This window comes from Catellatospora sp. IY07-71 (assembly GCF_018326265.1).
In the GTDB taxonomy this organism is placed as follows: domain Bacteria; phylum Actinomycetota; class Actinomycetes; order Mycobacteriales; family Micromonosporaceae; genus Catellatospora.
Genome location: NZ_AP023360.1, coordinates 1,107,501 through 1,134,347, shown reverse-complemented (window position 1 = coordinate 1,134,347; position 26,847 = coordinate 1,107,501). Strand labels below are relative to the sequence as shown.

Annotated in this window: 19 protein-coding genes and 1 rRNA gene (1 of these 20 cut by a window edge); 13 read left to right on the top strand and 7 right to left on the bottom strand. The window is 70.6% G+C overall.

All coding sequences use genetic code 11. From position 1 onward, the window contains the following. The first annotated feature begins 545 nt into the window (after nt 1-545). The 3 genes from CS0771_RS05165 to CS0771_RS05155 all read left to right on the top strand — a co-directional run bounded on the left by CS0771_RS05165 (nt 546) and on the right by CS0771_RS05155 (nt 6,487). On the top strand, nt 546-3,104 hold the full coding sequence (locus tag CS0771_RS05165; RefSeq protein WP_212840005.1) for a malectin domain-containing carbohydrate-binding protein: 2,559 nt from the start codon (nt 546-548) through the stop codon (nt 3,102-3,104). A 247-nt stretch (nt 3,105-3,351) separates the two neighbouring features. Further along, nucleotides 3,352-4,674, top strand: coding sequence for a hypothetical protein (locus tag CS0771_RS05160; RefSeq protein WP_244870612.1), 1,323 nt, complete (start codon nt 3,352-3,354; stop codon nt 4,672-4,674). 262 nt (nt 4,675-4,936) lie between these two features. Then, nucleotides 4,937-6,487 (top strand): DNRLRE domain-containing protein, encoded by a 1,551-nt coding sequence (locus CS0771_RS05155; RefSeq protein WP_212840004.1) that lies wholly within the window; start codon nt 4,937-4,939, stop codon nt 6,485-6,487. Nucleotides 6,488-6,543: 56 nt separating this feature from the next. Here the strand turns inward: CS0771_RS05155 and CS0771_RS05150 are convergent, their stop codons facing one another. From CS0771_RS05150 to CS0771_RS05135, 3 genes are read right to left on the bottom strand one after another with little or no spacing between them, the layout of a single operon-like run. Then, a complete protein-coding gene (locus CS0771_RS05150) occupies nt 6,544-7,455 on the bottom strand; it encodes a glycosyltransferase family 2 protein (RefSeq protein WP_212840003.1) in 912 nt (303 codons plus the stop codon). Then, entirely contained in the window at nt 7,452-8,999 is a 1,548-nt protein-coding gene (locus CS0771_RS38545) for a glycosyltransferase (RefSeq protein WP_244870611.1), read from the bottom strand. The genes CS0771_RS05150 and CS0771_RS38545 overlap by 4 nt, the downstream gene beginning before the upstream one ends. After that, entirely contained in the window at nt 8,996-9,439 is a 444-nt protein-coding gene (locus tag CS0771_RS05135) for a UDP-N-acetylglucosamine--LPS N-acetylglucosamine transferase (protein ID WP_239125713.1), read from the bottom strand. Before CS0771_RS05135 ends, CS0771_RS38545 begins: the two co-directional genes overlap by 4 nt. A 357-nt stretch (nt 9,440-9,796) precedes the next feature. Here CS0771_RS05135 and CS0771_RS05130 point away from each other — a divergent pair, with 357 nt between their 5' ends. The 7 genes from CS0771_RS05130 to CS0771_RS05100 are packed head-to-tail and all read left to right on the top strand — an operon-like array spanning nt 9,797 to nt 18,637. Continuing rightward, on the top strand, nt 9,797-11,521 hold the full coding sequence (locus CS0771_RS05130; protein ID WP_212840002.1) for a Wzz/FepE/Etk N-terminal domain-containing protein: 1,725 nt from the start codon (nt 9,797-9,799) through the stop codon (nt 11,519-11,521). Then, nucleotides 11,518-12,516 (top strand): DUF3048 domain-containing protein, encoded by a 999-nt coding sequence (locus tag CS0771_RS05125; RefSeq protein WP_212840001.1) that lies wholly within the window; start codon nt 11,518-11,520, stop codon nt 12,514-12,516. Before CS0771_RS05130 ends, CS0771_RS05125 begins: the two co-directional genes overlap by 4 nt. Then, on the top strand, nt 12,513-13,952 hold the full coding sequence (locus tag CS0771_RS05120) for an O-antigen ligase (RefSeq protein ID WP_212840000.1): 1,440 nt from the start codon (nt 12,513-12,515) through the stop codon (nt 13,950-13,952). The genes CS0771_RS05125 and CS0771_RS05120 overlap by 4 nt, the downstream gene beginning before the upstream one ends. Next, nucleotides 13,949-15,163: a hypothetical protein gene (locus CS0771_RS05115; RefSeq protein WP_212839999.1), complete on the top strand. Its 1,215-nt coding sequence runs from the start codon at nt 13,949-13,951 to the stop codon at nt 15,161-15,163. The genes CS0771_RS05120 and CS0771_RS05115 overlap by 4 nt, the downstream gene beginning before the upstream one ends. A 2-nt stretch (nt 15,164-15,165) precedes the next feature. Next, nucleotides 15,166-16,035, top strand: a complete 870-nt coding sequence (locus tag CS0771_RS05110) for a sulfotransferase domain-containing protein (RefSeq protein WP_212839998.1) — start codon at nt 15,166-15,168, stop codon at nt 16,033-16,035. Further along, nucleotides 16,032-17,630 (top strand): oligosaccharide flippase family protein, encoded by a 1,599-nt coding sequence (locus tag CS0771_RS05105; RefSeq protein WP_212839997.1) that lies wholly within the window; start codon nt 16,032-16,034, stop codon nt 17,628-17,630. The genes CS0771_RS05110 and CS0771_RS05105 overlap by 4 nt, the downstream gene beginning before the upstream one ends. Continuing rightward, a complete protein-coding gene (locus tag CS0771_RS05100) occupies nt 17,627-18,637 on the top strand; it encodes a glycoside hydrolase family 26 protein (protein ID WP_212839996.1) in 1,011 nt (336 codons plus the stop codon). Before CS0771_RS05105 ends, CS0771_RS05100 begins: the two co-directional genes overlap by 4 nt. A 291-nt stretch (nt 18,638-18,928) precedes the next feature. Here the strand turns inward: CS0771_RS05100 and cysN are convergent, their stop codons facing one another. From cysN to CS0771_RS05080, 4 genes are all read right to left on the bottom strand, one after another. After that, a complete protein-coding gene (gene cysN, locus CS0771_RS05095) occupies nt 18,929-20,230 on the bottom strand; it encodes a sulfate adenylyltransferase subunit CysN (RefSeq protein WP_212839995.1) in 1,302 nt (433 codons plus the stop codon). Continuing rightward, complete coding sequence (gene cysD / locus CS0771_RS05090; RefSeq protein WP_244871307.1) at nt 20,230-21,075, bottom strand: sulfate adenylyltransferase subunit CysD; 846 nt, start codon at nt 21,073-21,075, stop codon at nt 20,230-20,232. The genes cysN and cysD overlap by 1 nt, the downstream gene beginning before the upstream one ends. 72 nt (nt 21,076-21,147) lie before the next feature. Next, nucleotides 21,148-22,641 (bottom strand): sugar transferase, encoded by a 1,494-nt coding sequence (locus CS0771_RS05085; protein WP_244870610.1) that lies wholly within the window; start codon nt 22,639-22,641, stop codon nt 21,148-21,150. A gap of 276 nt (nt 22,642-22,917) precedes the next feature. Further along, on the bottom strand, nt 22,918-24,084 hold the full coding sequence (locus tag CS0771_RS05080) for a homogentisate 1,2-dioxygenase (RefSeq protein ID WP_212839993.1): 1,167 nt from the start codon (nt 24,082-24,084) through the stop codon (nt 22,918-22,920). Between the two features lie 114 nt (nt 24,085-24,198). Here CS0771_RS05080 and CS0771_RS05075 point away from each other — a divergent pair, with 114 nt between their 5' ends. The 3 genes from CS0771_RS05075 to CS0771_RS05065 form a co-directional block, all read left to right on the top strand. Beyond that, nucleotides 24,199-25,032, top strand: a complete 834-nt coding sequence (locus tag CS0771_RS05075; RefSeq protein ID WP_212839992.1) for a hypothetical protein — start codon at nt 24,199-24,201, stop codon at nt 25,030-25,032. 67 nt (nt 25,033-25,099) lie between these two features. Next, a complete protein-coding gene (gene fahA / locus CS0771_RS05070) occupies nt 25,100-26,275 on the top strand; it encodes a fumarylacetoacetase (RefSeq protein ID WP_212839991.1) in 1,176 nt (391 codons plus the stop codon). 566 nt (nt 26,276-26,841) lie between these two features. After that, a 16S ribosomal RNA gene (locus CS0771_RS05065) occupies nt 26,842-26,847 on the top strand; it runs 1,509 nt beyond the window's last position.

Sequence of the window (26,847 nt, the reverse complement as noted above, 5' to 3'; positions counted from 1 at the left end):
TGCCGACGACACGCGCTAAACGGGCATATGGGCAACACTTCGTGCAAGATCGTCACCGCTCGCGGCGCCGTTCCGGGAGCACCCCGGCTTGATCGGCGGCTCGTGTCGGAAGGTGCGGTCCAGCCGCACTCTTTGACACGAGCCGCCGATCAGGCAGGCCGCCCAGGAAGCGTGGCCGATCATGAGTGAGCGCCCGACGGGGGTGGCGATGAAGACCAGTCCGAATTAGACTAGCCGTTCGGGGTCCTATCACGTCGTGGGCAGAGTGCTGTCGGGTCTCGTCGATCCGCATGTCGCAACGCCGACACCAGGAAGAGCTGATCAACGCCAGGTCGCGGCACCTGGCCGATTCACGGCCGCGAAAATACGGCGACCGCCCGACACGGGTGTGAATCGACTGTCCGATCAGACACATTGGCCCCGCGTGCCCTTGCGTGCGCAACCAACCTCACTGAAGCTTCAGGTTTAGCGTTCAGCTGCGGCTCATCGCGCCAGGGCACCGGTGATCACCCGTGCCCACTTCCTTGGGTTGGGTGGGAGTCAACTTGCGAAGAATTGGTCGCACCACGGTCGCGGGACTGGCAGTCCTCGGCGCCGTGCTCTTGGCCGTGGGGCCGGCTACGGCGGTGCAGCCGTCGCACGACCGTACGGTGTCCGCGGTCCCGTCGACCGCTACCCCGAACATCAACGACGGCACCGTCAACGCGATCGTCAAGGTCGGTGACAAGGTCTTCGTCGGCGGCACGTTCACCGCCGTCACCGACCGCGGCACCGGCACCGTGCATGCCCGGCCGAACCTGTTCGCCTTCGACGCGACCACCGGCCTGGTGGACACCGCCTTCACGCCCGTCATCAACGACGAGGTGATGACGCTGCAGCCGGGCCCGGTGGCGAACACCGTGCTGGTCGGCGGACGGTTCACCGGCGTCAACAACGTGCCCGGCGGCTGGAGCAAGCTGGTCGTGCTCAACACGGCCGACGGCACGCTGCTCAGCTCGTTCAAGGCGCCGTCGATGAACGGCGCGGTCACCACCGTGAAGCGGTTCGGCAACCGGCTGCTGGTCGGCGGCTTCTTCACCACGGTCGGCCCGGACACCCGCAACGGCCTGGCATCGCTGGACGCGCTCACCGGCGCGATGGACCCGTTCGTGCAGGTCGCGCTGACCGGGCACCACAACTACAACGGCACCGGGGCCAACTCCTCGGTCGGCCCGACCGAGGTCGACGTCACGCCGGACGGCACGAAGGCGGTCGTGCTGGGCAACTTCAAGCAGGCCAACGGCGGCGACTACGACCAGGTCGTGATGCTCGACCTGACCGGCGCGTCGGCGGCGATCGCGAGCTGGCACACCAACCGGTTCGACGACACCTGCAACCGCAACGCGTTCGACAAGTGGGTCCGTGACCTCGACATCTCGCCGGACGGCAGCTACTTCGTGGTGGTGACCACCGGCGGCCCGCAGGGCGCGAACTCGCTGTGCGACGCCGCGAGCCGCTGGGAGATCTCGGCCACCGGCACCAACCTGCAGCCGACCTGGGTGAACCACACCGGCGGCGACACCCTGCTGTCGGTGGCGATCACCGGCACCGCGGTGTACGTCGGCGGCCACCAGCGCTGGATGAACAACCCCGAGGGCAGCGACCGCGCCCGCCAGGGTTCGGTGGCCCGTCCGGGCCTGGCCGCGCTGGAGCCGATGAACGGCATCCCGATGGCGTGGAACCCCGGCCGCCACCCGCGCGGCATCGGCGCCTCGGCGCTGTACGCCACCGAGGACGGCCTGTACGTCGGCTCGGACACCGAGTGGATCGGCAACTTCGACTACCAGCGCGGCCGGATCGCGTACTTCCCGCTCGCGGGCGGGCAGGTGCCGCCGCAGGGCGTGGTGGGCGACCTGCCGACCGAGGTGTTCTTCCCGAACAACTCCGTCAGCATCCCCGCCAACGACGTGCTGTACCGCGTGAACGCGGGCGGCCCGGCGCTGACCGCGACCGACGGCCTGCTCAACTGGGACGCCGACACCAATGCCGCGCCGAGCGGCTACCACAACACCGGTGGCAGCACGAACAGCATCGCGTCCAACACGATCACCCTGGACGCCTCCGTCCCGGCGGGCACGCCGCTGGCCGCGTTCACGGACCGGCGGTACGACCCGTCGGCCGCGCCGGAGATGATGTGGAACTTCCCGGTGACCGCCGGCACGCAGGTGGAGGTCCGCCTCTCCTTCGTGGCCCGGGACTGGGCGTACCACCTGGTCGGTGACCGGGTGTTCGACATCAAGATCGACGGTGTCACGGTGGCCGACGACTACGACACGATGGCGGCGGTCGGCTACAAGGTCGGGCACACGCTGAAGTTCCCGGTCACCAGTGACGGGACGGTCAACATCGAGTTCCTGCACGGGTCGCTCGACCCGGCGGTGGACGCGGTCGAGATCGTGCGGACCAGCGCGGGCACCGGCAACGGCGTGGCCAAGCGGGCGTACGACGGCAGCGTCGCGGGCGCGCTCACCGCGGTGGGCGGCGCCGACGGGACCGCGTGGCAGAACCTGCGGGGCGCGTTCCTGGTCGACAACACGCTGTACTACGGCATGTCGGACGGCAACATCTACAAGCGCACCTTCGACGGCGTGAACTTCGGCCCGGCCGCGGTGCACAACCCGCACTCGGACCCGCGCTGGGACACGCAGCTCGTCGACGACAAGCCGACCACCACGCTGACGTACGCCGCGGTGAAGACGGCCATCTACACCGAGCTGCCGAACGTGCGGAGCATGTTCTACAGCAACGGCCGGCTGTACTACACCATCAACGGCCAGAACGCCCTGTTCTGGCGGGCCTTCAGCCCGGACAGCGGCATCGCCGGCGCGGTCCGCTACCAGGCGAACGGCAGCGGCCTGTCCACCGCACTGGAGAACCTGTCCGCCCCGTCGGGCGTGCTGTTCCTCTCCGGCGGCTACGTGTACTGGTCGCGCGGCGGCACGGACGGGCGCCTGGTGCGCCGGGCGTTCGACGGCACCGGCTTCACCGGCACGGCGGCCGCGGTGAGCGGCCCGACGATCGACAACGTCGACTGGCGTTCGCCGGGCGCGTTCATCCGCGGCTGACCCGCGGGCGTACCGCAACGGAATGACGTCGGACCGGCCACCCCGCGGTGGCCGGTCCGACGCCTTTCGGGGGACGGCCGTTGCGGGTTACGGGGACGAACGGCTACCGTATCCCGAATTGCGGGGCGAATTGCCGACAACAGCCCCGGAATAGCGCGTGAAGTGGTATTCACGCAAGCGTCATTCCGGCCGGGCAATGGTCGGCTGCGCGACAGGACGGATCGCCGATCTTTGGCAGCATCCGGGTATGTATGGCTTCTCGATCGCGCGTCGCGGCAGGCGGCGCAGGGTGCTGCTGGCACTCGCCTCGGTGGCGACCGTCGCCGCGGTAGGCCTGGGCGCCTCCGCGTCGGCCGTGTCGATCCAGCACTCCGCCCTGGTGGGCCAGGACCCGGTCAACTGGACGCCGCACGCCCTCGACGGGACGGCTTTCAAGATCTTGCAGATCGGCAGCCGCGTCTACGTCGGCGGCTCGTTCACGCAGATCCGCAGCGCCAGCTCGGGCACGGTGATCACGCAGCGCCGGCTGTTCGCGTTCAACGCCACCACCGGCGCCATCGACAACACCTTCAAGCCGGTGGTCGACGGCACGGTGCGCTCGCTGGTCGCGGCCCCGGACGGGCAGTCGATCTACATCGGCGGCGACTTCACCAACGTCAACAACGTGCGTTCCCGCAGCGTGGAGCGGATCAGCGCGACGACCGGCGCCTCGGTGTCCGGGTTCACCGTGCCGGACATCACCGGCGGAGTGGACGAGCTGCGGCTGACCGGCAACCGGCTGCTGCTGGGCGGGCGCTTCCAGGCCGTGGGCGGGGCGACCCGGCGCGGTCTCGCGGCGCTGAACGCCACCACCGGCGCGGCCGACGCGTCGGTCAACATGAACCTCGACGGAGCCCGGGTGACCAGCACCGGCGCCACCTCCGGGGTGAAGGTCACCGGCATGGACGTCACCCCGGACGGCTCGAAGCTGGTCATCATGGGCAACTTCAGCTCGGTCGCCGGGCAGGCCCGCCACCAGATCGCGGTGGTCAACCTGGCCACCTCGCCCGCGACGCTGTCGCCCTGGAGCACCACCCGCTACCAGCAGCAGTGCTCGCCGTCGTTCCCGACGTACATGCGCGCGGTCGACATCTCGGCCGACGGCACCTGGTTCGCCGCGGTCACCACGGGCGCGAAGCGGACCGGCTCGCTGTGCGACACCGCGGCCCGCTGGGACCTGACCTCCGCGGTCGCCGGCAAGCAGCCGGTATGGGTCAACTACACCGGCGGCGACACCCTGCTCTCGGTGGCCGTGGCCGGGTACGCCGTCTACGTGGGCGGCCACCAGCGCTGGCTGGACAACCCGAACGGCACCGACAGCGCCGGGCCGGGCGCGGTGGAGGCCGAGGGCATCGGCGCGATCAATCCGGTGACCGGCAAGGCGTTCCTGTGGAATCCCGGAAAGGATCGCGGGGTGGGCACCGAGGACATCTACCCCACTTCCGCGGGACTGTGGATCGCGAGTGACACGGATACCGTTCATGGCGAGTTCCATGGAAGGATTGCGTTCTTTCCATTGCCGGCTGCGTGAGCGGATCGGATCCGGTCACCGATCACGAGAAATGTGATCTCCATAGACGGTGAGTGGTGCGGCATCGGTGCGGGCGTTCGCGTCTCGCGGCGGTGCCGCACACCGCTGTCTCGAGTTCGCTGAGAAGATCGCGGCACGGGCCGCGAGACCTGTTCGGAGTCTGATTGTGGTCAACCCCTCATTACGCGCTCGACCCGCACCGACCGAACGATTCGACCCTCGATCACGGCGACGTGGCTTCTGGCCGCCCTCCCGCGGGAAAATGATCATCGCGGCGATCGTCGCCGCCTGCGTCGGCGTGGCGCTCATCGGCGTCGCCGTCGTGCTGGCGAAGGATTCCCCGCCGGAGACCGCGTCGTCGCGCATCCCGGTGGCCGAGGACACCTACGTGGTGCGCGAGGAGCCCGACACCGTGTTCGGGGCCCGGGACACCCTCGTCTCGGTCTCGCGCGCGGACTACTACGCGGTGACCTACCTGAAGTTCCAGGTCGCCATCCCGTCCGGCTTCCGCATCTCCGGCATGTCCCTGCAGCTGCAGGCGGACGCGACGCCGCCGGCCGGGCTGCAGGTGCGCTCGGTGCTCAGCAGCGAGTGGAACGAGCGCGAGCTGGCGTACACCAACCGGCCCGGCCTGGGCCAGGTGCTGGGCAGCCCGCAGGTGTCCGATAAGAATCTGGTCAGCTTCGACGTCGGCGGTGCGGTGACGCCGAGCGACGAGCCCGAGCAGGCGCCCGTGGACGTCTCGTTCGCGGTGACCAACGCCAGCGACACCGAGACGCTGACCATGTTCGCGGGGGAGCACGGCGACGGCGCCCCGGCGCTAGCGGTGAGCTTCATCGAGGTCGGCGCGCCGGACCGGGCCCCGCTGGACGGGCACCAGGGCGGGCCGAAGCCGAGCGGCAGCGTGTCGGGCACCCCGTCGCCGGGCGTCTCCGGCTCGGCGGCGCCGTCCGCGTCGGCGAGCCCCGGGACCAGCCCGAGCACGAGCACGGGCAACCCGCCCCCGCCGAGCACCATCCCGGCGGGGCGCACCCTCTGCGGCGCGTCCTTCTACCAGGAGAACGGCGAGTCGTACACGCAGGCGCTGGCTCGCGAGGACGGCTACTTCGGCGGCCTGGAGTCGGTGCGCGTGTTCTACCCCGGCGCGCCCGCGGCCTGGCCCGGCAACGCGGGCAAGGCCAACCGGACCGTGATCGTGTCGTTCAAGTACAACCCGAAGGACATCCTGAACGGGTCGAAGGACGCGTACCTGAAGGACTGGTTCGCCAAGGCGCCGCGGGACCGGGACGTGTACTGGGTCTACTACCACGAGCCCGAGGACAACATCGAGTCCGGCGTGTTCACCGCGCCCGACTACCGGGCGGCGTGGAAGCGGCTGGCGGGCCTGGCCGACCAGGCGGGCAACAGCAAGCTGCACGCCACCCTGGTGCTGATGGACTGGACGCTGATGTCCCAGTCCGGCCGCAAGTGGCGGGACTACTACCCGGGCGGCGACGTGATCGACGTGCTGGGCTGGGACGTCTACAACTGGGACAAGAACAAGTACACCCCCGCCACCGACCTGGTCGGCCGCGTCGCGGCGATCTCCAAGGGCGAGGGCAAGCCGTGGGGCATCGCCGAGATGGGCAGCGCGAAGCTGGCCAGCGACACCACCGGCAACACCCGCGCGGCGTGGCTCACCGCGATGGCGAACGAGACCATCAAGAACAAGGGTCTCTGGATCACGTACTTCGACATCGACTGGACCACGCACGACTTCCGGCTGCGGGACACGGTCTCGCAGCGGGCGTGGCGCTCGTTCTGCGACGCCTGACGGGATGACAGAGGGGCGGGATCCAGCGGATCCCGCCCCTCTGCCGTGCTCGCGGGTCAGATGCCGCGGCCGCGCTCGTGCAGGCGGCGCAGCACCGTGTCGGCCGAGACCAGCCGGGTCGCCACGGCCAGGGCGAGGTACGACCGCGCCTCACGCGGGCTGTGCCGGATGGTCCGCCCGGCCCAGCGCATCGCGTCCCGCCGGTGCCCGCCCGCGGCCTGCGCGAACGCGATCTGCCCGGTGATCCGGGCGCAGCCGCGCGGCGCGCCGGCGAACTCCGGGTAGCGCTCCAGCAGCCATTCGAGGGCCTCGGCGATGGTCGCCCAGCGCGCGGTGAAGTACGACTGCCGGTGCCAGCGCACCCGCACCCCGACCCCCGGCGCGTTCGCGATCGGCGCCCGCCGGGCCGCCCGCAGCAGCAGCTCGTAGTCCTCGGCGTAGCTGCCCGGGATGTTCTCGTCGACCAGCCCGATCCCGTCCACCAGCGCCGCGCGCCGGAACAGGAAGGTGGACGGGTGCAGCTCGGTCAGCCGCGAGCGCAGCAGGTCCGGCAGGGTCACCGAGTCGACGCCGAGGGTGCGGTCCACGTCCCGGCCGTCGTAGTCGATGACCACGCCGATCGAGCACAGCTCCGCCTCCGGGCGCGCGGCCAGCACGTCCGCCTGCGCGGCGAGCTTGCCCGGCAGCCACTCGTCGTCGTCGTCGCAGAACGCGACCAGCTCGCCGGTGACGGCCAGGATGCCGGTGTTGCGACCCCCGGCCAGGCCGGGAGTGCGCTCGTTGGTGATGACCCGGACGCGGCGGTGCGCGTCGGCGCGCTCCAGGGAGTGGTCCGGCTCGCTCTGGTCGTACACCACCACGACCTCGATCGGGCCGGCGTAGTCCTGGCCGAGGATCGCGTCGATCGCCTTGCGCAGCAGTTCCGGGCGGTTGCGGGTGGGCACCACCACCGAGACGCTCGCCGTCATTTCTGTCTCCAGTTCAGGTATCCGTAGCGCACGCGGCCGGGCCACGTGATCAGGCTGAGCAGGCGGCGCTTGCCCGGGGCGAGCTTGCCGCGCCAGGCGGCGTCGAGCCGCAGCTCGACCCGGCCGGTGGTGAAGCGCATCGGGTTGCCGGCCACGGTGTGCGTGGTCTCCAGCTGCGCCACGGGCAGCTGCTCGCCCGGCGCCGGGTCGGACAGGAAGTCGAGGCCCCCGGGGCCGAGCCCGGCGAACGCGCGGATGCGGCGCAGGCCGTCGCCGGGCCGGGCCACCACGTCCTCGTAGCGCAGCCGCAGCGTCGGCACCCCGGCCCAGTCGAGCACGTGGAACAGCGCGTTGTGGATCGACCACAGCACGCCGGACTGCACGGTGGAGTACTGCGGCATGTACACCTCGGCGCCGACGATCTCCGGGCGGCGCACCTCGCGGCTCCACGAGTACGCCACCGCGCGCCCGTCCCGGACCAGGTGCAGCACGCGCAGATCGACGCCGCGCGCGTGACGCAGCGCGAACGCCAGCGAGGCGTGCTTGCTGGAGTCGACGACCACGCGCGCGCCGGACACCTCCGCGATCGCGCGGTAGAGCCGCCGGTGCAGCTCGCCGTACGCGCGCAGGTCCGCCTTGCGGCGGTTCAGCCAGTACGGCAGGGCCATGCGGGGCACGAAGCGCATGCGGTCCACCCGCGTCTTCAGTGCCATGACGTCGGCCAGGTCGAGGGTGTGCCAGCCGCCGTACGCGACGTCGCCGACCTTCGCCCAGAACGGGCAGTCGTCGAACGCGCTGCCGCAGCCGCACCGCTCGTTGTCGCGCAGCGCGCGCTCCCAGATGTGGGTCACCTCGCCCACCGCGCAGGTGTCGGCTGCCTGGCCGAGCATCCGGTCGGTCAGCGTGGAGCCGCTGCGGCCCCAGCCGCCGATGAACAGCACGGTGACCTCGTCGGTCGGCAGCAGGCCGCGCGAGGGCCGGGTGACCAGCCCGTCGGCGATGGCACCGACCCGCTTGGCGGCCTCGACCGCCGCGGCCCCGGCCTCGCTGCCGGAGATGCGCAGCCGGGTCGGGTCGGCCAGCGCGGCGTCGAGCGCCCGCCGGAACTCCTCCTCGGTGCGGCACAGCTCGACCATGCCCAGCTCGCCCATGCGGGCGGCGAAGCGCTGCTGGTGGTCGTCCACGTGCTCGCCGAGGGCGGGGTCGCGCGGCACCACGATCGGCTTGTGCCCGGCGCGGCGCGCCTCGGTGATGGTGGCGGGCCCGCCGTGGCAGACCACCACCGCCGCCTGGCGCAGGCGCTCGCCGAGCGTCTCGTGGTCGAAGAAGGCGGCCGAGCCGGGCAGGTCGCGCGCGGCGGACGAGCCGTACTGCATCACGCAGGGCACCTGCTGCTCGGCGGTGCGCCGCCCGGCCCAGTCGAGCAGCCGGTCGAACGGGTGCACGTCGGTGCCGACCACGACGAGCACGGCGTCGCGCTCGGGGCGGCGGGGCGCCGGGACGGTGAGCCCGACCTGGGCGTGGGTCTCGAAGGGAGTCGTCACAGCAGCGGTCCCACCAGCGTCGCGCCCTTGTACAGCCGCAGCTGCTCCTCGAACTGCACCAGCATGCGCGAGGTGAACGGGCGGCACAGCCGGGCGGTCAGCGTGCGCGTCTCCAGCCGGTCGTAGACCTCGACGTACACCGTCGGGATGCGCAGCAGGCGGGCCACCACGAAGAACGGCAGCGCGACGCCGGCCCCGGTGGAGATCACCACGTCGGGGCGCGAGCGGCGCAGCATGCGTACCGCCAGCAGGGCGTTGCGCAGCAGGTTCGGGATGTTGCGGGTGGTCGGGTAGTGCGCGTACACGACCTTCTGCTCCCCGGCCAGCAGGCTGTGCGCGTCCTGGGTGGGGAAGGTCACCCAGGTGCGGGCGCGATCGGTCCACCATGGACGCAGCGCGTACAGCTGGGCGAGGTGGCCGCCGGAGGAGCCGACCAGCATGACATGACGGGCACGTTGCGATTCGTCCACCACAGTCCTCTCCTGTGTTGCAGCGTCTCCTGTGTAGACGGTCCGCAGCCTAGCGACACGATTTAACATTTCCTCGCTGCGAATTGTCGGTAGCGCGACAGTGCACGGGATCTGACCGAACGGCTGCTCACGAACGCCTACTCTTGAGCCCGTCGCCATGACGGCGGCGTCCAATAACTCCGGTCTCATATAGATGTGGCCGTTTGGCTGACCGCGTCCCCGGCAGCGGTGGTTATGGTGAGGTCCGTCTACGTTTCGAGACGTCTACCTGCACTGCACCGCTCGTCCGGGGCCATGTGTTAATTGCTCGTGAACCAAGGGGTATCAATGGCTGCTAATGCGGCGTCGGTGCAGACGGCAAGCATCGGCGATTACGTCGGCTGGCTTGCCCGCCGCTGGTGGCTCGTGACGCTCGCGGTGGCCGTGGGCGCCGTCGGCGGGCTCGGCTTCGCCGCCACCCAGCCGAAGGTGTACGTGTCCGAGACGAAGGTGCTCGTGCTCCAGGTGGGGCAGGACACCAGCGTCAAGGTCAACCTCGACACCGAGTCGCAGGTGGTCCGCTCGACCACCGTCGGCGACGCGGCCGCGCACCTGCTCAACATCACCGAGCCGGTGGACACGCTGGTCGAGCGGGTGTCGGTGACCGTCCCCGCGAACACCTCGGTGCTGTCGATCGCCTTCGAGGCCCCGACCGTGGCCGAAGCGCAGCGCGGCTCGCAGGCCTTCGCCCAGGCATACCTGGACCAGCGCGCCGCCGACGCGCAGAAGAACCTCGACGTGCAGGCCGCGGCCATGCGCGACGAGATCTCCGGTCTCACCAAGCAGCTGAACGACGTCGCCGGCCAGGTGGCCGCGCTGCCGAACAACTCGGTGGACCGCCAGCGCGCGGTGCAGCAGCAGCAGATCCTGACGCAGCAGATCAACACGCTGAACAACCGGCTGATCCCGCTGCTCGCCACGATCGTCAAGCCGGGCAGCATCCTCTCCGCGGCGACCAAGCCGGAAGGGCCCGCCAAGCCCGACCTCATGCTCTACCTCATCAGCGGCGTCGGCATCGGCCTGCTGCTGGGCCTGGCCGGCGCGCTGGTGCTGGACCGGCTGGACAGCCGGATCTACCACAGCCGCCAGATCCCCTACCGCACCGACGTGCCGATCCTGATGGAGGTGCCGCGCGGCCGGGACCGGTCGGCGGTGGCCGACGCGGCCAGCGCGCTCGGGCGCGAGTTCAGCCTGCTGCGCAACGTGCTGCGGGTGGCCGCGGGCGTGGCCCGCGGCGGCCGCCCGTCGGCCACCGACGCGCTGCTGATCTGCGGCGCCGCCCCCGGGCCGGCGGTCGAGTTCGTGGTCTCCAACCTCGCCGCCGCCTTCGCCCGCTCGGGCGAGCGCGTCGTGATCGTGTGCACCGACAGCACCTCGTCGCTGCCGCAGCTGCTGGGCGTCGCACCCACGCAGGGCCTGGGTGACGTCATCGCCGGTGAGGTGGCGCTGGACAGCGCGCTCTACGCGGTGCCCGCGATCCGCGGGGTGTCGCTGCTGAGCCCGGGGCGCATCGACCCGCGGGTCGAGCTGCCCGTCGCGGCCGTGTCCGACCTGCTGGTCCAGCTCCAGGCGCAGGCCGACCGGGTGCTGCTGGCCACCGCCCCGCCGAGCAGTGCCGTCGACGCGCAGGCGCTCAGCGAGATCGCCGCCGCGGTGCTGCTGGTCGTGGAGACCCGCGTCGCCCGCGCCGAGGACGTCGAGGCCTCCATCGAGCAGGTCGCCCGGGTCCAGGGCCCGCTCGCGGGCATGCTCGTGGTGCGCAGCCCCCGCGCCGCCCGCAAGGCGCGCAAGAGCAAGGCGCAGGCCCAGCCGGTCGCGGCCCAGCCGGTCGTGCCCACCCAGGCCGAGTTGCCGCGCGCCGGGCGCGAATCCGACCAGACCATGGTCATCCCGCGGCTCGACGGCGACGGCGAGCGCATCGAGTTCTGGAACCCGGGAGCCGACAAGTCCGACAAGAAGGCCGTCGGCAAGCGTGCTCCCGTGGACGACAACACCACCGCCGACCTGCGATGACCCGCCGGATCCGCCTCAGCCTCGCGGCCGCCCTGACGCTGGCGGCCCTGGCCGCCTGCTCGGTCGGCCCGGCCGGCCAGCAGTCCGACGCGGCGCCCGACCGGTCGCCGTTCGTGCTGCCCTCGCCCGAGGCGGTGAAGCCGCGCGCCCCGCTGACCGGCCTGGAGGTCGACGCGTCCGCCGTGTCGAAGACCGCGGTCCTGGTGCCCATCGAGGTGGGCACCGGCGCCGCCGCGCCGGTCGGCCTGGACCGCGCCGACATCGTCGAGCTGGAGTTCGCCGAGGGCAGGCTGCTGCGCGCGGCGGCCGTCTACCAGTCGCAGCCCGCCGACAAGGCCGGGCCGGTGGCGGCGGTGCGCCCGGCCGACGTCAAGCTGCTCAACCAGCTGCGGCCGTACGTGGCGCACGACGGCACCCCGAAGGGCTTCCTCGACCTGCTGACCGCGACGAAGCTCGCCGCGGTGACGCCGCAGAAGAAGCTGCCCGGCTTCACCACGGCCGCCGGGCGCAGCTACGTGAACACCGGCACGCTGCAGGCGGGCGCCCCGGACTCGCAGTTGGAGCCGGCGCCGCTGTTCCAGTACGCGCAGCCCGGCGAGCCGCTCGCGGCGACCGGCACCACCCCGGCCACCACGGTCGTCGTGTCGGCGCCCGGCCACGCGCCGCTCACCTGGAAGTTCGACGAGACGAGCAAGCGCTGGCAGGCCACCGTCGGCGGGGCCCCGGTCACCGCCGCGAACCTGGTGCTGCTGACCATGCCGTACACCCGCAAGGTCGTCAAAGCGCTGAAGCGCGAGGTGGCCCTGGCCGATCCGATCGGCGAGGGCAAGGCGCAGATCTTCTCGTCGGGCCAGGGCGTCGAGGCGCACTGGTACAAGACCGGCTTTTACTCGGCGCTCAACATCCTCGGCCCCTCGCAGTACCTGGTGCGCCTGGCGCCCGGGCCGACCTGGGTGCTGCTGGTGCCGACGACGGCGAAGGTGACCGCCTCGTGACCGCCACCGCGGGCCATACCCCCTCCCGGGAGGACGCGCCGGTCGCCCGGGGTGTCGTCGTGCCGCCGGACCACGTGAAGACCCTGCCGCCGCTGGCGGCCGTGCTGCGCCGGCGCGGCACCCGCGAGCCGCTGCCGGCCCGCGACTGGGCGCTGTTCGCCATGATCGTGCTGTACCCGGTCGGCTGGCTGCTCGGCCTGACCCTGGCCTGGATCCCGCTGCTGTCCATCCCGATGGCGCTGGAGCTGATCCGGCGCGGGCGCGTGCGGCTGCCCGCCCCGGCCACGCTGTGGATCCTGCTGTTCTTCCTCGGCCTGGTCAGCGTGACCATGCTCGGCGCGACGGTGCCCGACGCGCTGCCGCCGGAGATGGGCATCGGCCGCATCCTGGCGTTCTGCCAGCGGATGGGCGACATCTTCGCGGCCGGGGTGGTGCTGCTCTACATCGGCAACATGTCGGAGCGGGAGCTGCCCACCCGGCGCGTGATCAAGTTCCTCGCGTTCTTCTTCGTGGTGCTGGTCATCGGCGGCATCGCGGGCATGTTCCTGCCGCGCATCCAGGTCGTCACCCCGCTGGCCGAGGTGCTGCCGCAGTCGATCCTGAGCAACGGCTGGGTGCGCTCGTCTGTGAAGATCGAGTTCGCGCAGTGGCAGAGCATCCTCGGCGAGGCGGCGTCGCCACGTCCCGCGGCCCCGTTCCAGTACACCAACACCTGGGGCCAGTGCCTGGTGCTGCTGATGCCCTGGTTCGTCATCGCCACCCTGCACGGCCCGCGCACGCTCTGGGGCAAGACCTGGCCGGTCCTGGTCCTCATCGCCTCGATGGTGCCGACGGTGTACTCGCTCAACCGGGGCATGTGGGCCGGGGTCGCCATCCTGGTCGGCTACCTGGTGGTGCGGATGGCGATCAAGGGCAGTGTCATGCCGGTCGCCATGGTGCTGGTCGGCGTCGCGCTGGCCGGGCTCATCGTGCTGGTCACCCCGCTGGGCAGCACGGTGATGGAGCGGTTCGACAACCCGCACTCCAATGAGGGCCGTGCCTCGCTGAACGCGGCCGCGGTGGAGGCGGCGAAGGCGTCGCCGATCATCGGCTTCGGCGGCCAGTCGGAGACGATCGGCAGCGAGCGCTCCATCGCCATCGGGCAGAGCCCGTCGTGCGAGCAGTGCGGCAACCGCGACATCGGCAGCGACGGCCAGCTCTGGATGTTCCTCATCACGCAGGGCTTCGTCGGCGCCGGCCTTTACCTGCTGTTCTTCGCCTGGATGGGCTGGCGCTTCCGGCGCGACCATTCCTGGGTGGGCATCGCGGGCGGGGTCACCGCACCGCTGGCCATCTGGTTCTCGACCATCTACAACTCGCTGGGCATGACCCTCGTGATCATGATGATCTCGCTGGCGCTGCTCTGGCGCAACGAGACGAGCCGGGTCTACACATGAGCGAGTTCCTGACCGAGTTGGGCCGCCTGCTGGGAGAGGACGCCGGCGCGGATCCGGCCGGGCCGGACCGGGTGTTCCTGGGCCGCGGCGCGCCCGCCGGGCGCGAGATCTACACCGTCGTCCCGGCCATCGGCTCCGCGCGGCTGCTCGTGCCGCACGGCGACCGGCGCGCCGCCGGCGTGGCGGTCCGCAACACCAGCGCGCCGCGCTCGCTGAAGGACCGGCTGCGCCAGCGCGTGCTCGCGGGCGTGTTCACCGTCGGCGCCGGTGACCTGGTGTTCCGGGACCGGCTGGCGGTCGGTGCCGAGCCGTCGCTGGCCGCGTTCCTCGGCGGGCTGGTCGGCACGCCGGTGCGGCTGAGCGTGCGCTTCGGCCCGCCCCGGGCCAACCGCAAGCCGGTCCTCCAGCTGATCGACGGCCGGGGCCGCACGGTGGCGTACGCCAAGATGGCCGTCAACGAGCTCACCACCGAGCTGATCACCGCCGAGCACCGGGCGCTGGGCCTGCTCGCCGGGCGCGATCTGGGCCCGGTGCGGGTGCCCGAGGTGCTGCACTTCGGCACCTGGGCCGGGGCACGGCTGCTGGTCGTCGGCGCGCTGCCGGTGCGCGGCGACGCCCCGCCTGTCGGGCTCACCCCGCTGTCCACGGCCGCGATGCGCGCGATCGCCGAGGTCGACGGTGTACGCACCGGCCCGGTGCGGAGCAGCGCCTACGCCGAGCGCCTGCGCGCCCAGATCGGCCGGCTCGGGGACCGGCCCGCCGCCGGTCTCATGCGCCGCGCGCTGGACGAGTGCGCCGGGTTCGAGGTGCCCTTCGGCTGCTGGCACGGCGACTGGAACGGCGGCAACATGTCCGCCCACGGTGAGCGGCTGCTGCTGTGGGACTTCGAGCGGTTCGCCGCGGACGTGCCGGTCGGTTACGACGCCGTGCACTTCGACCTGCACGAGGCGGTGACCGTACGCGGACAGGACCCGGTGCCCGCCGCCCGCGCGACCGGCCGCCGCGCCGCCGAGCTGCTGGCACCGTTCGGGCTGGACGGCGACGCCGCCCGTGCCGTGGCCGCGCTCTACTTCGCCGAGATCGGCAGCCGCTACCTCGGGGACGGGCAGGACGGGTTCGGCCAGGCGATGGGGCGGGTCGACGAGTGGATCAACGGGGCGCTCGCCGGTCTCGGCGGGCGATGGGCAGCTCTGGTGGGGGAGAAGCAGTAGATATGGCAGCGAAGAGCCGGGTACGCAAGTTCCTCTGGCACCGCGCGGGCGTGGTGGCCCGGACCGCGGGACAGCTCACCGCGGACCGGCGGCTGACGCCGTCGTTCCTGATCGTCGGCACGCAGCGCGGCGGCACCACGTCGCTCTACAAGGCGCTGGTGCAGCACCCGGCGTACCTGCCGCCCAGGTTCCGCAAGGGCGTGCACTACTTCGACATGGACTACCACCGCGGGCACAAGTGGTTCATGGGCCACTTCCCGAGCCGCGCCAAGGCCGAGCGCACCGCGCAGGCCACCGGCATGCCCGCGATCACCGGCGAGGCCAGCCCGTACTACATGTGGCACCCGCTCGCCCCGGAGCGCATCGCCCGGGACCTGCCCGGCGTCAAGCTGATCGTGCTGCTGCGCGACCCGGTGGAGCGCGCCTACTCCGGCCACGCCCACGAGTACGCCCGTGGCTTCGAGACGGAGAAGTTCGAGCAGGCCGTCGCCCTGGAGCCGGAGCGGATGGCGGGCGAGCGGGCGAAGATGGCCGCCGACCCGAGCTACCACAGCCACGCCGTACGCCACCTGGCCCACCTCGGCCGCGGCGAGTACGTCGACCAGCTGCTGCACCTGGAGTCGCTGGTCGGCCGGGAGCGCCTGCACGTGGTGGACAGCCACGACTACTTCGCCAAGCCGGAGCAGGTGTTCTCCGGGGTGTGCGGCTTCCTCGGCATCCCGGACGTGCCCGGCATCGAGCACGACCAGCACAACGCCCGGCCCCGGATGGCGATGCCGGACACGCTGCGCTCGCGGCTGGAGGACCACTTCGCGCCGTACGACGCGCGCCTGGCCGACTGGCTGGGCCAGACGCCCAGCTGGCGGCGATGAGCGGGGACAGGCCGGCCCACGCCGGCGTGTACGGGGTGGACCAGGGGCGCATCATGCGCACCGGGATCTTCAACCTCGTGGGCGCCGGCGTCTCCGCGCTGGCGGGCCTCGCGCTCACCGTGGTCGTCACCCGCGGCTTCGACGCGAGCGTCGCCGGGGTGCTGTTCACCCTCACCTCGGTGTTCCTGATCCTGTCCGCGGCGGCGCTGCTCGGCGCGGAGACCGGCGTCGTCTACCTGCTCGCCCAGCAGCGGGTCCGCGACGAGACCGGTCGTCTGCGGGCCACCGTGCTCGTCGCCACCGCCCCGGTCGTGGTGGCCAGTCTCGTGCTCGCCGTGGCGCTGTGGGCCGCCGCGCCGTGGTTCGTCGCGGTGACGCTGCCCGACGCCCCGGACGGCACCGTCGCCGCGGTGCGCGTGTTCGCCGTGTTCCTGCCCCTGTCCACGCTCAGCGGCGTGCACCTGGCGGTCGGCCGCGGGCTCGGCTCCACCCGGCCGCACGTGCTCGTCGAGCGGGTGCTGCGACCCGGCCTCCAGCTGATCGGCGTCGCCGCCGTGCTGGTCGCGGGCTGGACCAGCTCTGCCGCGCTCGCCCTGGCCTGGGCCGCGCCGTACGCGCTGGCCGTGATCGTCGCCGTGCTGTGGTCCGCGCGGCTGCGGCGGCGTGCCGAGCGGGCCGGGGGAGAGCCGGTGGCCGCGCCCGGCCGCGAGGACTGGGGCCGGTTCTGGCGCTACTCCACGCCGCGCGCGGGCACCGGGCTGGCCCAGCTGGCCCTGCAGCGGCTCGACGTGGTGCTCGTCGCCGCGCTGCGCGGCCCGGTCGACGCGGCGCTCTACACCGCGGCCACCCGGTTCCTGGTGATCGGGCAGCTCGGCGGTCAGGCGCTGGCCCAGTCCGTGCAGCACCGCTTCTCCGGGCTGCTCGCCCAGGACCAGCACGACGAGGCCAACCAGCTCTACCGCATGACCACCACCTGGCTGATCATGCTGACCTGGCCGTTCTACCTGACCTGGGCCATCTTCGGCGGGCAGCTCATGTCCGTGTTCGGCGAGGGCTACCAGGCCGGTGGCGACGCGGGCGTGGTCGGCATCGTGCTGTCGCTGACCATGCTGGTGGCGACGGCCTGCGGCATGGTCTCCACGGTGCAGGAGATGGCCGGCAACACCGGCGTCGCCTTCTTCCAGACCATGCTCGCGCTCGGCGTGAACGTGGTGCTGAACATCGTGCTCATCCCCTCGTACGGCATCGTCGGCGCGGCGCTGGCCTGGTCGGCGGCGCTGCTGCTCAAGAACCTGCTGCCCCTCTTCCAGCTGCGGCGCCGGCACGGGCTGTCGCCGCTGTCCCGCGGCGGGCTCGTCGCGATGGCCGCGGCGGTCGGCTGCTACGGCGCGCTGCCGCTGGCGGCCCGGCTCGCGCTCGGCGACCACCCGCTGGTCGGCGTCGGCGCGGTGCTCCTCGCGACCGTCCTCTACGCCGCGCTGATCTGGCGTAACCGGCAGGCGCTGCAGCTCGCGGGCCTGCGCAAGCTGCGTCGCCGGCCGGCCGCGGCCCCGGCGCAGCCGACCTCACCCCCAGTGGAGACCTTGGTGCGATGAAAACCTCATTACCGGCTGCGGGGCTGGTGATGGCGCTGGTCGTGGCGGCGGCCGGCTGTACCCCTGCCGCCGAGGAGGTCCCTCCCTCCCCGGTGCGCCCCTCCCCGAGCGTCAAAGTCATGCCCCCGCCCGCCTCAGGGCCGTTCGTCACCACCGGCCGCGGCCCGCAGGTGCCCGCGGAAGGCGCCTGGTTCGGGGCGTACGTCGACGCCCCGCAGCGCACCGGCGACCGGCTCGACGCCATCGACGGCTTTGAGAAGCTGATCGGGCGCGACCTCGCCATCGCCCACTCGTTCCACCCGTGGCGCGAGGACTTCCCCTCGACGTACGACTACGAGCTGGTGCACCGCAACATGCTCCTCATGGTGTCCTGGGCCGGCACCGACACCCGCTCGATCATGACCGGGGTGTACGACGAGGAGATCCGCCGCCGCGCCGAGGCCGTGCGCGCGTTCCGGGTGCCGATCCTGCTGCGCTACCGGTGGGAGATGGACCGGCCCAACCTGCAGAACGTGGTGCACTCACCCGAGGACTTCGTGGCCGCGTGGAAACGCGTACGCGGCATCTTCACCGAGGTCGGGGCCACCAACGCGGCCTGGGTGTGGTGCCCGCACGCCGACGGCTTCATCGACGGCCGGGCGCAGCCCTACTACCCCGGCGACGACCAGGTCGACTGGCTCTGCGCCGACGTGTACCCCGGCCAGGAGATGTACTCCTTCACCGAGCTGATGGCACCGGTCCTGGAGTTCGCCCGGCAGCGCCCCCGCCCGCTGATCATCGGCGAGTTCGGCGTCGAGCAGAAGGAGCGCGGCGTACGCGCCGCCTGGTTCGACGACATGCGTGCCGTCATGCACCAGCAGCCCCAGATCAAGGCCGTCGTCTACTTCAGCGGCAAGCAGGACGTCCGCCCCAAGTACGACACCACCCTCGCCCCCGAACTCGACGCCGTCCAAGCCTTCACCACCCTCGCCAACGACCCCTACCTCTCCCAAACCTTCGGCCACTAACCCCGCCCGCCCACCCGCCCCCTCTACCGCGTTGATCATGAACTTATGGGCGTGTTCGACGGTGTGTCGCTGCCCTAACTTCATGATCGATCGACCGGCACGGGGTCGGTTGCCGGAGGGCGTGCCGATGATCCGTTTTTGTGGACGCTCACCGTCGCTATAGCGGCAGCCAGCGTCCACAAAAACAGATCTTGGACGCCGGTGCGGGTGCAAGTGCCCTGACATGCCGAACCGCACCTGCCCGGTGGGCGGGTGCGGTTGGCTGTTGGTAGTTCGCGCTGCCGGTGTCGGCTAGCCGGCTTCGATGATCATGCCGGCGGCGACGGTGCGGTTGGTGGTCTCGTCGATGATGATGAACCCGCCGGTGGTGCGGTTGCGGCGGTATTCGTCGGCCATCAGCGGGATGGTGGTGCGCAGCCGGACGCGGCCGATGTCGTTGAGGCCGAGCTGGCCGGCGGTTTCGTCGCGGTGCAGGGTGTTGACGTCGAGCCGGTATTGCAGGCTTTTGACGATCGCGCGTGCGGTGCGGGTGGTGTGCTTGATCGCGTACTTGCCGCCGACGGTGAGGGGCTTGGTTTCGTCCATCCAGCAGACGAGGGCTTCGATGTCCTGGGCGGGGGTGGGGGTGTTGTGGGGTCGGCAGATCATGTCCCCGCGCGAGATGTCGATCTCGTCTTCGAGCCGGACGGTCACCGACATGGGCGGGAACGCCTCGGTGACGGGTCCGTCGGCGGTGTCGATGCCGGCGATGCGGGTGGTCATGCCTGAGGGCAGGACCATGACCTCGTCGCCGGGTTTGAGGATGCCGGAGGCGACCTGGCCCGCGTAACCGCGGTAGTCGGTGACGGTCGTGGACTGGGGCCGGATGACGTACTGGACGGGGAAGCGGACGTCGACGAGGTTGCGGTCGGAGGCGATGTGCACGTGTTCGAGGTGGTGCAGCAGGCTGGGGCCTTCGTACCAGGGCATGTTGGCCGACCGTGTGGCGATGTTGTCGCCCTGCAGCGCGCTGATGGGGATGATCGCCAGGTCGGTGATGTCGAGTTTCGCCGCGAAGCTGGTGAACTCGTCGACGATGCGGTCGTAAACCTGCTGGTCGTAGTCGACGAGGTCCATCTTGTTGACGCACAGGACCAGGTGCGGCACGCGCAGCAGCGAGCACAGGAACGCGTGCCGGCGTGACTGCTCCACGATGCCCTTGCGCGCGTCGACCAGGACCAGCGCGAGGTCGGCGGTGGAGGCGCCGGTGACCATGTTGCGGGTGTACTGGATGTGGCCGGGGGTGTCGGCGATGATGAACTTGCGCCGCGGGGTGGCGAAGTACCGGTAGGCGACGTCGATGGTGATGCCCTGTTCCCGCTCGGCGCGCAGCCCGTCGGTGAGCAGGGCGAGGTTGGTGTACTCGTCCCCACGCGCCGCCGACACCGCCTCGACCGCTTCGAGCTGGTCTTCGAACAGCGACTTCGTGTCGTACAGCAGCCGCCCGATCAGCGTGCTCTTACCGTCGTCGACCGACCCCGCCGTCGCGAAACGCAGCAGGTCGACGCGCCCCTCGTGCCGGGCCTCGGCGGCGGGCTCTGCAACAGCGGTCATCAGAAGTACCCCTCACGCTTGCGGTCTTCCATCGCCGCCTCGCTGACCTTGTCATCGCCGCGCGTGGCGCCACGCTCGGTCACCCGTGTCGCGGCGACCTCGGCGATGACCTTCTCCACCGTGTCCGCCTCCGACGCGACGGCGGCGGTCAGCGTGGCATCCCCGACCGTGCGGTAACGCACCCTGGCCTTGAACACCGACTCACCGGCCCGCGCCGCAATGAACTCGTTGACCGCGAACAGCATCCCGTCCCGGTCGACGACCTCACGCTCATGCGCGTAGTAGATCGACGGCAGCGGGATCGCCTCCCGCGCGATGTAGTGCCAGATGTCCAGCTCGGTCCAGTTCGACAACGGGAACACCCGGATGCTCTCACCCGGATGATGCCGGCCGTTGTACAAAGACCACAGCTCAGGACGCTGATTCTTCGGATCCCACTGCCCGAACTCGTCCCGGAACGAGAACACCCGCTCCTTGGCCCGCGCCTTCTCCTCGTCCCGGCGCGCACCACCGAACAGCGCATCGAACCGGTACTTGTCCACCGCGTCCAGCAACACCGGCGTCTGAATCCGATTCCGCGAACCGCCAGCCGGCTCGGTCACGAGCCCACGCGAGATGGCCTCCGGCACGCTGGCCACGATCAGCTGCAACCCGAGCTCGTCGACCCGCCGGTCGCGATACTCCATGACCTCGGGGAAGTTGTGGCCGGTGTCGACGTGCATCACCGGGAACGGGATCCGCCCCGGCGCGAACGCCTTCTGCGCCAACCGCAGCATCACGATCGAGTCTTTACCGCCCGAGAACAGCAGCACCGGGCGCTCGAACTCGGCGACCACCTCCCGCATCACGAACACGCTCTCGGCTTCGAGAGCATCGAGATGCGATACCTGGAACGTCGTCACTGAAGTCGTCTCCCGTCAGTAGGCGCCGGAGCTGCGCAGCACGGCCGTGCAGGTACGAAGCATGATCACGACATCGAGGGTGAGCGACCAGTTCTCGACGTAGCGCAGGTCGAGTCGCATCGACTCCTCCCAGGACAGGTCGGAGCGGCCGGACACCTGCCACAGGCCGGTCAGGCCGGGCTTGACCACCAGGCGCCGGTGCATGTCGGCCGGGTACTGCTCGACCTCGGAGTCCAGCGGGGGGCGCGGCCCGACCAGCGACATCTCGCCCTTGAGCACGTTGATCAGCTGGGGCAGCTCGTCGATGGAGTAGCGGCGCAGCCAGCGGCCGAACGGCGTCACGCGCGGGTCGTTCTTCATCTTGAACAGCACGCCGTCGCCCTCGTTGAGGTGTCTGAGGTCGGCCAGGCGGGCCTCGGCGTCGGTGTACATCGTGCGGAACTTGTAGATGACGAACTCCTGCCGGTGCTGCCCGACGCGGACCTGGCGGAACAGGGCCGGCCCGCGGTCGTCCCGGCTGAACCGGATGACCAGGGCGCAGACCAGCAGCAGGGGGGCCAGCATGGCGAGCGCGACGGCGGCGAGGATCCGGTCGGAGGCGTCCTTGAGGAAGCGCCGGGCGCCGGAGAAGCGCGGGTGGTCGAGGTGCAGCATGGGCAGGCCGTCGGCGGGGCGGATGGTGGTCCGGCTGTTCGCGACGTCGAACAGGGCGCTGGCGACCATCAGGTCCACGTCCAGCGTCTCCACGCTCCACGCCAGGCGGCGCAGCTCCGGGCCTTCCAGCTCGGGGCAGGAGAGCACGATGACCATGTCGGCGCCCACCTCGCGCACCACGCTGGCGACGTCGTGCAGGGTGTCGTACACGAGGATGCCCATGCCGGCCAGCGGGGAGCCGACCCGCAGCTCGGGCACGCAGGCGGCGACGACGCCGAGGCCGTGGTAGCGCTCGTGCCGCAGCTGGCGGGTGAGCGCGACGACCGAGCTCTCGTGACCGACCACGACGACCTGGCGCAGGCACCTGCCCTTGGCCCAGGCGCGGTGCAGCCGGCGGCGCAGGGTGTAGCGGCTGATGATGCCGTAGACGGTGACGATCGGCACCGCGATGACGACGTAGCCGCGGGCGACGCCGAGGTGCAGGAAGTACGACCCCAGGCCGATCACCGCGCCGAGCACCAGGCCGCTGTGCAGAACGCGCTGGTACTCATCGTTACCAACGAATAGATAGCGCCGGTCGTACGCCCGATTGGCGAAGAGCGCCAGAATCCAAATGGTGGGCAGGGAAAGACTGAAGGCGATGTACTCGACTAAATCAGTGCGGCCGAAGATGACCTTGAGCGCAACGAGGGCGGCGACGAGTCCCACCGCCCCGTCCGAGAGGATCAGGCTCTTGACGTAGCGGGACTCCCACCGCGCCCGTGCGCCGGGCAGCCCCCTGGTGGTCGCGGCGGTGCGCTGGGCGCGGACATTCTGTCCCGCGGCATTGGACGCACCTATGTGGACGGTAGTCACTCTCAGCTCCCCACTGAAGTGCCCTGCTGGCGATCTGACCGACGCGCTTGCCTGTGTTGGCGTAACGCCACGTTCCCCGCCAGGCCGTCCTGACTCTACTTAACATCTATGTCTAGAACATTAAAATCGGGCCGTTGTCAGCTACTGGACTCGTTGTGCGCGAATCCAATCAGCCATACGTATGAGAGCAGATAGGACGATGCGCGAATGACGGCAGACTGCCGCCCGATTCCGCACACCGTCCTATCCCGGCGGTTCAGGGGAACGTCGGTGGGCTTACCCCGGAGCCCTGCCCGACCACGTCCAGGCGTACCCGGGATCCTCGCAGGCGAGCGCGGGCTCGCACAGATCCAACGGGCGGAATGTGTCCACCATGACAGCCAGTTCGTCGAATCGTTCGGCTCCGATCGAGCGCTCGGCGGCCCCCGGCTGCGGCCCATGGGTGAACCCGGACGGGTGTAGCGAGATCGAACCCTGCCCGATGCCCGAGCCGCGGCGGGCCTCGTAGTCGCCGCCGGTGTAGAAGAGCATCTCGTCGGAGTCGACGTTGTGGTGGTTGTACGGCACCGGGATGGCCAGCGGGTGGTAGTCGACCTTGCGCGGCACGAAGGAGCAGATCACGAAGTTCGGCCCCTGGAACGTCTGGTGCACCGGCGGCGGCTGGTGCAGCCGGCCGGTGATCGGCTCGAAGTCGTGGATCGAGAACGCCCAGGGGTAGAGGCAGCCGTCCCAGCCCACCACGTCGAACGGGTGCTGCGCGTACACGTGGCGGGTCCAGCCGCGGCGGTGCTGCACCAGCACCTCGACGTCGGTCCCGTCGACCAGCAGCGGCTCGTCCGGCCCGCGCAGGTCGCGCTCGCAGTACGGCGCGTGCTCCAGGAACTGGCCGCGCACCGACAGGTAGCGCTTGGGCGGCCCGATGTGCCCAGTGGCCTCGATGACCAGCAGCCGGGTCGGCTCCAGCGGCACCAGCCGGTGCACCACCGAGGTGGGGATGACGACGTAGTCGCCCTCGACCGCCTCCAGCGCGCCGAACACCGTCTCCACTCGCAGCCGGCCCGCCTCGACGTATAGGCACTCGTCACCGATCGCGTTGCGGTAGAGCGGCGACGGAGTGTCGGCGAGCACGTACGAGATGCGGCAGTCGTCGTTGGCGAGCAGGTGCTGCCGCCCGAGCACCGCGTCGGCGCCGGTCTGGTCGAGCTTGTGGGTCTGCAGGTGGCGTGGCTTCAGCGGCCGGTTCGGCAGCCGGGTCCACGCGGGCGGCTCGAACTCCTCCGCGGCGACGATCGCGGTCGGCGCGTGCAGGTGGTAGAGCAGGGAGGAGTCGGAGGAGAAGCCCTCCTGGCCCATCAGCTCCTCGGCGTGGAGGCCGCCGTCGGGTTTGCGGAACTGCGTGTGCCGTTTCCGCGGGACCTCGCCGACGGTGCGGTAGTACGGCATGTCGACCGACCTCCTGGTGTCGCTTTTAGGAGCGGTGTCCACTTTACGAAGAGAGGCGTCCGATAATCGGACACTCTTGTCCGCTCTATGTAGCGTCCACTAGATTGACTGATCATGTCAACGCCACCGCTGCTGGCCCAGCTGCTCGACGATGCCGCGGTCTTCCCGCCCGGCAGCGCCACGCTGCCCGACGCCGTGGCGGCCCACCGCGAGCACCGCCGTGCCTGGTACGCATCCCTGGTCGGCCCCCTGCTGGTGCCGGCGTCCCAACTGGCCGAGCTGGCCCGGCTGCTGACCCCGGGCGAGGAGCTGGGGGTCGGCGTCATCGGCGACGGGCCGCTCGCCGACTGCTTCGCGCGCCCGCCCGCGGGCGTCCGCGTCGTGCAGGTCGAGGCCGCCATGGCCCGCCGCGGCGAGGACCCGCAGCCCGCGCTGCAGGACTTCCTTTCCCGGGTACGCGAGCGCGGGGTGCCCGGCTTCGCGGAGATCCCGCTCGCCTGGGGGCTGCTGGCCGCGCTGGACGCGCTCGCCGCGGCGCGCGCGGACGGCCTGCCCGTGTCGGCCAAGTTCCGCACCGGGGGACTGGCCGCCGAGCTGTTCCCGACGCCGATGGAGCTGGCCGCGGTGATCATCGCGTGTCACGAGCGAGAGCTGCCGTTCAAGCTCACCGCGGGCCTGCACCACGCGATCCGGCACACCGACCCCGAGACCGGCTTCACCCATCACGGCTTCCTCAACGTGCTGGCCGCCGCGTGCGCCGCCGCCGAAGGCACCGAGGTGACCGAGGTCGCCGGGCTGCTGGCCACCACCCAGCCGCTCACCCTGATCGAGGCGGTGCGCGCGCGCCGGACCCAGGACCGCCCGCTGTGGGTGGGCTTCGGCACGTGCAGCATCCCGGAGCCTCTCGCCGACCTGCAAAAACTCGGACTACTGGACGGACGCGCATGAGCGAGCAGCGCGAGCGAATCATGTCGTTGCGGAGTCATGCCGCCGACGAGCGCAGCGAGGAGAAGGCATGACCTGGGTAAGCGGAGCCGCCGGCAGCGGCTACGACATCGGCCATCTCCCGTACGGCGTGATCGTGCCGTCGGACGGGCGGCCCCGGTGTGCCGTACGCATCGCGGATGTTGCTTTTGATTTGGATGCCGCCGAGGCCGCGGGACTGATCCTGGCCGCGGACAGCCTGCGCGCGCCCAACCTCGACGTGTTCCTCGGGCTCGGCCCGGCGCACTGGTCGGCGGTGCGGGAGCGGATCACCGAGCTGCTCACCGACCCGGCGCACCGCGCCGCCGTGGAGCCACTGCTCATCCCGCTCGCGAGCGTGACCAACGTGCTGGCCTGGAGCGTCGCCGACTACGTCGACTTCTACTCCTCCGAGCACCACGCCTCGAACGTCGGGCAGATGTTCCGCCCCGGCCAGCCGCCGCTGCTGCCCAACTGGAAGCACGTGCCGATCGGCTATCACGGCCGGGCGGGCACCGTCGTGGTGAGCGGCACCCCGGTGGTACGCCCCAGCGGGCAGCTCGGCGAGGGAGTCTTCGGCCCGTGCCGGCGCCTGGACATCGAGGCCGAGGTCGGTTTCGTGGTCGGGGCCGGGTCCACGATGGGCGAGCCGGTGCCGTGGCAGCGCTTCGGCGACCACGTCTTCGGCGTGGTGCTGGTCAACGACTGGTCCGCCCGTGACATCCAGGCCTGGGAGTATCAGCCGCTCGGCCCGTTCCTGGCCAAGTCGTTCGCGACCTCCGTGTCGGCGTGGATCACGCCGCTCGCCGCGCTCGGCCCGGATGCCTGGACCGACGCGCCCGCCCAGGAGCCGGCGGTGCAGGCGTACCTGGCCGACGATCGCCGGGCACTGGACCTGGCCATCACCGTCGAGTGGAACGACACCGTGGTGGCGGCGCCCCCGTTCCGGAGCATGTACTGGACGCCGGCGCAGCAGCTGGCGCACCTGACGGTGAACGGGGCGAGCCTGCGTACGGGCGACCTCTTCGCGTCGGGCACGGTGTCGGGTCCTGAGCGTGGCCAGGTGGGCTCGTTCCTGGAACTCACCTGGGGCGGGCGGGAGCCGGTGATGGTGAAGGGCGAGGAACGCACGTTCCTCGTCGACGGGGACACCGTCGTCTTGCGCGCCCGGGTGGGGGACATCGAGCTCGGTGCCGTTGCGGGGACTGTTTTCCCAGCTCAGGGCTGATGTGATCGGCACCGCAGGACCCCGATTTGCTTGATCGTCGGCCGGGTGCGTAATGTTCTCTCTGCCAGCGGGGAACGGACAAAACACGCGAGCGGCAAGCTCAAGTGGGAGTTCGGAAACCGCCGGACATCCGGGTGGTGCGGGACTTGCATTCGCGAAACCGACCGGGTAATGTTCTTCGAGCCGGCAACGAGCCGGGCGGAATGAGTCAGCCGAGAGTCTTCTCGGAAGTGACCTCCGGCCGGGTTGCAGGTTCTTCCGAACTGATCTAGCCACCGAGTGGCAGTGTGTTCGGGCTGGTCAGCCGAAACGTTGATGGAAATCGATCCTGAAAAATCAGGAAAGATTCGCTTGACACGGGCAGGGTGATCCGGTAAGTTAGACGAGTTGCCCCGAGCGGGATCCCACAATGTGGGACACCAGCAAGGTGTGTGCTTGTTCTTTGAGAACTCAACAGGGTGCTATATAGCCAGTGCCAATTATTTTCATCCTCGTGATGATTCCTTTGGTATGAAACAGATCTGGACATTTTATTGTCGGGTTTGTTCTGCCGGGTTTGAGAATTCTTTTTG